The sequence below is a fragment of the Mycobacterium sp. TH-M15 genome, assembly GCF_057473705.1.
This window is the reverse complement of record NZ_JBYCLB010000453.1, coordinates 1-6,483: the sequence shown is the minus strand read 5'-3', so window position 1 is coordinate 6,483 and position 6,483 is coordinate 1. Positions and strand designations below refer to the sequence as shown.

Annotated in this window: 6 protein-coding genes, 1 tRNA gene and 1 pseudogene; 3 read left to right on the top strand and 5 right to left on the bottom strand. The window is 68.5% G+C overall.

From position 1 onward, the window contains the following. Both AC2VNT_RS10990 and AC2VNT_RS10985 read left to right on the top strand, forming a co-directional pair. A partial coding sequence (locus AC2VNT_RS10990) for a pyruvate kinase (protein WP_486946882.1) occupies positions 1-832 on the top strand: 832 nt, incomplete at its 5' end. Continuing rightward, positions 832-1,716, top strand: a complete 885-nt coding sequence (locus tag AC2VNT_RS10985; protein ID WP_486946881.1) for an acyl-CoA thioesterase domain-containing protein — start codon at positions 832-834, stop codon at positions 1,714-1,716. The genes AC2VNT_RS10990 and AC2VNT_RS10985, both read left to right, overlap by 1 nt. An 11-nt stretch (positions 1,717-1,727) precedes the next feature. On the opposite strand, the gene AC2VNT_RS10980 is transcribed toward AC2VNT_RS10985, so the two are convergent. The 5 genes and pseudogenes from AC2VNT_RS10980 to AC2VNT_RS10960 all read right to left on the bottom strand — a co-directional run bounded on the left by AC2VNT_RS10980 (position 1,728) and on the right by AC2VNT_RS10960 (position 5,722). After that, entirely contained in the window at positions 1,728-2,282 is a 555-nt protein-coding gene (locus tag AC2VNT_RS10980; protein WP_486946880.1) for a DUF4190 domain-containing protein, read from the bottom strand. 38 nt (positions 2,283-2,320) lie between these two features. Then, positions 2,321-2,893, bottom strand: a complete 573-nt coding sequence (locus AC2VNT_RS10975; protein WP_486946883.1) for an HdeD family acid-resistance protein — start codon at positions 2,891-2,893, stop codon at positions 2,321-2,323. 81 nt (positions 2,894-2,974) lie between these two features. After that, the gene (locus AC2VNT_RS10970) at positions 2,975-4,225 is read right to left on the bottom strand and encodes an alpha/beta hydrolase fold domain-containing protein (RefSeq protein WP_486946879.1); all 1,251 of its coding nucleotides are present in this window, start codon (positions 4,223-4,225) and stop codon (positions 2,975-2,977) included. 63 nt (positions 4,226-4,288) lie between these two features. Further along, positions 4,289-5,585, bottom strand: a pseudogene (locus AC2VNT_RS10965) (adenylate/guanylate cyclase domain-containing protein). Positions 5,586-5,648: 63 nt separating this feature from the next. Further along, positions 5,649-5,722, bottom strand: a tRNA-Leu gene (locus AC2VNT_RS10960). A gap of 134 nt (positions 5,723-5,856) precedes the next feature. Between AC2VNT_RS10960 and AC2VNT_RS10955 the strand changes: the two genes are divergently transcribed. Continuing rightward, on the top strand, positions 5,857-6,483 hold the full coding sequence (locus AC2VNT_RS10955) for an ANTAR domain-containing response regulator (RefSeq protein WP_486946878.1): 627 nt from the start codon (positions 5,857-5,859) through the stop codon (positions 6,481-6,483).

The window sequence follows — 6,483 nt, the reverse complement described above, 5'->3', positions numbered from 1 at the left end:
GTCCGACGCGGAACTGGTCCACCAGGTGATGGACCGCTGCGGGCGTCGGGTGCCGGTGATCGCCAAACTGGAGAAGCCGGAGGCCATCGACGACCTGGAGGCGGTGGTGCTGGCATTCGACGGGGTGATGGTCGCCCGTGGCGATCTCGGTGTCGAGCTGGCGTTGGAAGAGGTGCCGCTGGTGCAGAAGCGGGCCATCCAGGTGGCTCGGGAGAACGCCCGGCCGGTGATCGTCGCCACCCAGATGCTGGAGTCGATGATCGAGAACTTCCGGCCGACCCGCGCCGAGGCGTCCGACGTCGCCAACGCCGTCCTGGACGGGACCGACGCGGTGATGCTGTCCGGGGAGACCGCTGTCGGCAAACACGCGCTGGAGGCCGTGCGGACGATGAGCCGGATCGTCTGTGCGGTCGAAGACAACTCCACCGCGGCCCCGCCGCTGGCGCATCTGCCCCGCACCAAGCGGGGCGTGATCTCGTATGCCGCCCGCGACATCGGTGAACGGCTCGACGCCAAGGCGCTGGTCGCATTCACCCAATCCGGCGACACGGTGCGCCGGCTGGCCAGACTGCACACGCCGCTGCCGCTGTTGGCGTTCACCCCGTTGCCCGAGGTGCGCAACCAGCTCGCGATGACCTGGGGGACCGAGACGTTCATCGTCCCGCAGATGCGCACCACCGACCAGATGATCCGCGAGGTGGACAAACTGCTGCTCGAGCTGGGCCGCTACCAGCGCGGCGACCTGGTGGTGATCGTCGCCGGCGCACCGCCGGGAACCATCGGCTCCACCAACATGATCCATGTGCACCGAATCGGCGAGGACGACCTTTAGTGGCCGGCACCGACCACCCGGACGACCCGAACGCGGACTTCACCGAACTGCTCGCCCTGCTCGACCTCGACCCGGTCGACGACGACGTGTTCACCGGCGGCCATCCGAGCAAGAACCCGCCCCGGACCTTCGGCGGCCAGCTGATGGCGCAGGCGTTCGTCGCCAGCAGCCGCACCCTGGCCCGTCCGCTGCCGCCCAACGCGCTCTCGGTGCACTTCGTCAACGGCGGCGACACCGGAGCAGACATCGAATTCCGGGTGGTGCGGCTGCGAGACGAGCGGCGCTTCGCCAACCGCCGGGTGGACGCCTTGCAGGGCGGGGTGCTGCTGGCCTCGGCGATGGTCTCGTATCTCTCCGGCGGCAGCGGCCTTGAGCACGGCATTCAGCCGCCGCAGGTCGCCGAGCCAGAGAGCGTTCCGCCGCTCAAGCAGCTGCTCCGCGGCTACGAGGATGTGGTGCCGCTCTTCGTCAACGCGTTGCAGCCGATCCAATGGCGCTACACCAACGATCCGTCCTGGGTGATGCGGGACAAGGGGAGCCGGCTCGAGTACAACCGGGTCTGGATGAAGGCCGACGGGGAGCTGCCCGACGACCCGGTGCTGCACACCGCGGCGATGGTGTATTCATCGGACACCACCGTGCTGGATTCGATCATCACCACCCACGGACTGTCCTGGGGGTTCGACCGGATCTTCGCGGCCAGCGCCAACCACTCGATGTGGTTTCACCGCCGGGTGCGGTTCGACGACTGGATGCTGTATTCGACGTCGTCTCCGGTGGCCACGGATTCCCGGGGTCTGGGCACCGGACACTTCTTCGACCGGTCCGGGGAGTTGGTCGCCACCGTGGTGCAGGAGGGTTTGGTGAAGCACTTCCCCCGATGACGCTGAGCCGATCAGGGGGTCGGCATCGGCGTCAGGGTGATGCTGTATTTGTCCTCGATCCGCTGCTGGAACTTCTCCGCGCAGGCGTTTTGGGCCGCCGTGTCGTCGCCGGCCTGCTGCATGCAGTGCACATAGTCTCCGCCACCGATGGATTTGAAAAAGCTGATGCCGAACACGGCCAAGCCGATCGAGATCACGACCGCGACGACGCCGAGCAGCGCACCCGCGATCGCCACGCCTCCGTTGTCCGCCTCGCCGCTCTTGGCGCGGCTCCAGCCGAGGAAGCCGAGTATCGCGGCGACGATGCCCAGAAGCACACCCCCGAAAAGCGTCATGCAGGCCGGGACGGCGATCACGCCCAGCACCAGCGCGGCGATACCGAGACCGTTTCTCGGCGTCGCGGCATACCCGGGGTAGGGCGGCAGATAACCGCCGGCTACGGGCGGCGGATAGCCACCGGGCGGGGGCGGCGGCGGATAACCCCCAGCCGGCGGCGGCGGATAGCCACCGGGCGGTGGCGGCGGCACTTCGGGGACGTCTCCGGGTTGGTCGGTGGGTTCGGTCATGGCTGCTTCCCGCTTCGTCGGATGGGGGAGATGACGGGTCAGGCCGGCCCGGACACCAGACTGGACAATGTCTTCGACGTGCGCCGGATGCCGAACGCGGTGACGATCTCGAAGACCCCGATCACGATCAGCCAGACGCCGACCGCGAACGCCAGCGCCACCAGTGAGGTGAACGGGTACGCCAACATCACCACGCCGGCCAGCAGAGTGAGCACCCCCAGGAAGATCTGCCAGCTGCGGCCCGGCAGTTGCGGATCACTGATCCCGGCGGCGACGGTGGCCACACCGCGAAAGATGAACCCGATACCGACAAAGATGCTAAGCAGCAGCACCGCGTAGCCCTCGTCGTCGGCGTTGAAATGGCGGAAGCAGAAGATCGCCAGGATCAGCGCGGCAGCGCCGCTGATGAAGAGCAGCACCCGCTCGCCGGCGGACACGACGGGCAGGCTGAATGCGAGGATCACTTGCGCAACACCGGTTACCAGCAGGTAGATGCCGAACAGAATTGCGGCGACGATGATGGATTCGCCCGGCCGGGCCAGCACCAGGACGCCCAGGATCAGCGCCAGAACGCCGGATACCAGGGTGGATTTCCACAAATGGGGGAGCAGTGTCGGTGCGGTATCGGATTTCATTCCGGAAGTGTGCCACACAACGGGTGGCGGAAATGGCTCTTCGGCTGTTTGTGCGGTTCAGGCGGACCGACGCGCGGCGCGCTGCGGGGCATAGATCTCGGCGAGGAACTGCTCCACCGCAATCGCCGCGTGTGCGGATCGCGGTGAGGCGAAGATGTCGAACGCGTGCTGGGCGCAGGGTAGTTCGGCGTACACCACCGGCTCGCGGCTGACCTCGCGCAGTCGGGCGGTGAAGTCGCGGGCCTGCTGCACCGGTATCAGCGAGTCGTTGCTGCCGTGCAGAACGAAGAACGGCGGCGCGTCGGGGGAGACGTAGTTGATCGGCGAGGCCGCCCGGTAGATGTCCGGGGAGCGGCGGCGGCTCTGTTTGAAGACGTACGCCTGCAGCATCGGCACCATCATCGGGTGCATCGAGGCGTCCCGGCGGGTGAAGTCGTAGACGCCGTAGAACGGCACCGCCGCCCGAACGCTGGTGTCCGCGGCTTCGAAGCCGGGCTGGAACTGCGGCTCGTTGGGAGTCAGTGCCGCCAGGGAGCTCAGATGACCACCGGCCGAGCCGCCGGTGATCGCGATCCAGTCCGGGTCCCCGCCGTATTCGGCGATGTGCTCCTTGGTCCAGGCGATCGCCCGTTTGACGTCGACGATGTGGTCGGGCCAGGTCGACCGCGGACTGAGCCGGTAGTTGATGGAGACGCAGATCCAGCCCTGCTCGCAGAGGTGGCTCATCAACGGATGCGCTTGTCCGCGTTTGCTTCCCAGCATCCAAGCACCGCCGGGAACTTGCAGCAGCACCGGAGCGCGCCCGTTGCGGTCGAGGTCGGGGCGGCGCCAGACGTCGAGCAGGTTCATCCGGCCGTACCCGCCGTAGCTGATGTTGCGGTGGTGGGTGTAGTCGCGGTAGATCGTCAACATCCGCAGCGCGCCGGGCGTCTTCGTGCTGACCGCGCCAGCGGGTCGAGTCCAGATGCCGGCCGGGTCGACGCGCCGGTCTGCACCCAACCCCGCGTCCAGCGCGGCGGCCAGCGGCACGCCGGAGCCGCGGCCGAGCCGGTTGAGTCTGGCCAGCCCGAGCCAGGAGATCGCCGACACCGCCCAACCGAACCGGCGCACCGGCGGAGACAGCCGGCGGGACGACGCCGCCAGCGCGACAGCCTGGCCGGCGATGGCATACCGCGGCAGTTCGGATGCGAACAGGCCGAAGCCGAAGGCGGCCAGCGATCGGTAGCCGTTCCTGGCCAACGGCCGGTATCCGTTAGCGGTGAAGGCCAGTCCGATCAGCGACCCGAGCACGGCAGCGAGCTTCGCCACGTAATTCCTCCTCGGTCGGGCACCAGTCGGCACCTTACCGGCACCGCAATTCGCCCCCGGCAATCAGTGCGTGGAGATGGTCAGCGCCGGCTGCGGCAGCGGGCGATCACCGCGGCGGGCCCGCTCGCCGACCAGGAACCAGGTCCGCATGACGCCCTTGCCCTTGACGTCGACATCGCCGCGCTCCTCGAAGATGAACCGGTCACTGAGCCGCTGGTAGACGTCCTGGGGCACCTGGATGCGGCCTTCGGCGTCGGTCGACTCCATCCGGGACGCCAGGTTGACCGCGTCCCCCCAGACGTCGTAGAAGAACCGGCTTGCCCCGACCACGCCGGCCACCACCGGGCCGGCGGCCAGCCCGATGCGCAGCGAGACCGGTCGGCCCAGCGGGTCGCGCAGGCCCGCCACCGTGTCGGCGATGTCCAGGGCGAGCCGGGCCAGCGCCGCCAGGTGATCCGGTACCGGGTCCGGCACGCCGCTGACCACCATGTAGGAGTCGCCGCTGGTCTTGACCTTCTCCAGGCCGTGCCGGTCGACCAGCCGGTCCAGGTCGGTGTAGAGCCGGTTGAGGAAGACGACCAGTTGGTCCGGATCGGTCTGGCTGGCCCGGCGGGTGAAATCGGCGATATCGGCGAAGAGGATCGACGCGTCGGCGTAGCGGTCGGCGATGACGTCCACCGACTGGGTCCTTGAGCCGCCCGGCGACGGTGGCGGGCAGGATGTTGGTCAGCAATGCCTCGGACCGCTCGTACTCGGCCTCCATCGCGACCTCGGCGCGAGCGACCTCCCGCATCGCGTACCAGACCGTCGCCACCACGATCAGGCATGCGGTGGACGTCACCAGCACAAAACCCGTCGTCAGCAGCCACGGCGACTGAACCCCGGTGTCGGCGGGGACCAGGAACTCCAGGGCGATCGCCAGGCCGGCTCCGGCGGCGGCCACCGTCACCGCGAGGGCGATGTGCTCGACGCCGATGATCAGCAGCGCGATCGACGCCGCGGCCAGCAGGTAGAACTGCAGGCCGGAATCGGTGCCGAGCTCCCAGCAGACGGTGACCGTCGTCAGGTAGGCGACGCAGACGAAGGTCAGCGGCGCGGCCAACTCGCCGTAGCGGTCCAGCAGCGGGATCACGGCGAAGACCGCGGCGGCGGCCAGGTTGACGACGCCGACCCACCAGGTGGCGGGATTGGTGCAGAGATGCAGGATGCCGAAGCCGCCGCTGATGGCGGTGGCGATGCCGGCCGCGACCTTCAGGATGCCCAGCCGCCGGGACACCCGGTCGCCGTAGTGCCGGGTGCGGGCCGGAACGCAGTGCGACCGCCGGTAGGCGCTCTTGGCCTCGACCGACGCAGCGCGGATGCGCCTGACCGTCACGTTGCCAGCCTAACCCGGCGTGCCGGCCGCCCCGAGCTTCGTTTTGGGTGCCCTCGGTGGGATTCGAACCCACACTGGACGGGTTTTGAGTCCGTTTCCTCTGCCAGTTGGGATACGAGGGCCTGTCGTGCGTATGCCGGGTACGCGGGTTCCCACCTTAGACGATGGCGATGTCGGCGGCCGATGCGCCGAAGATCACTGAACTGTGTTCGGTCATGTGGTCGCCTGCGGCGATCCCACGGGCCACAATGGCGTAATGACCACCGACTCGGCGACCGCCCCCGATGCCCGCCCGGCGTATCGGGTGCTGATCGCCGAAGACGAGGCGCTGATCCGGCTGGACCTGGCGGAGATGCTGCGGGACGAGGGCTACCAGGTGGTGGGGACGGCAGGCGACGGCCAGGAGGCGGTCGAGCTGGCCGAGCAGCTGCAGCCGGACCTGGTGATCATGGACGTGAAGATGCCCGGTCGGGATGGGATCGACGCGGCATCGGAGATCGCCGGAAAGCGCATCGCGCCGGTGGTGGTGCTCACCGCGTTCGGGCAGCGCGACCTGGTCGAGCGGGCGCGGGACGCCGGCGCGATGGCCTACCTGACCAAGCCGTTCTCGGCGGTGGACCTGGTTCCGGCCATCGAACTGGCGGTGAGCCGGTCCGGCGAGATCACCGCGCTGGAAGCGGAGGTCGCCGGCCTCTCCGAGCGGCTGGAGACCCGCAAGCTGGTGGATCGGGCGAAAGGCATGTTGCAGCAGAGGCAGGGCCTGACCGAGCCGGAGGCGTTCAAGTGGATCCAGCGAGCGGCGATGGACCGGCGGACGACGATGAAACAGGTGGCCGAGATCATCCTGGAGACCCTGGAAATCGGGGAGGACGACCAGGGCTGA

Coding starts and splice junctions, on each gene's coding strand:
- AC2VNT_RS10980 (WP_486946880.1), bottom strand. CDS start 2,282: ATGACCGAACCCACCGACCAACCCGGAGACGTCCCCGAAGTGCCGCCG.
- AC2VNT_RS10955 (WP_486946878.1), top strand. CDS start 5,857: ATGACCACCGACTCGGCGACCGCCCCCGATGCCCGCCCGGCGTATCGG.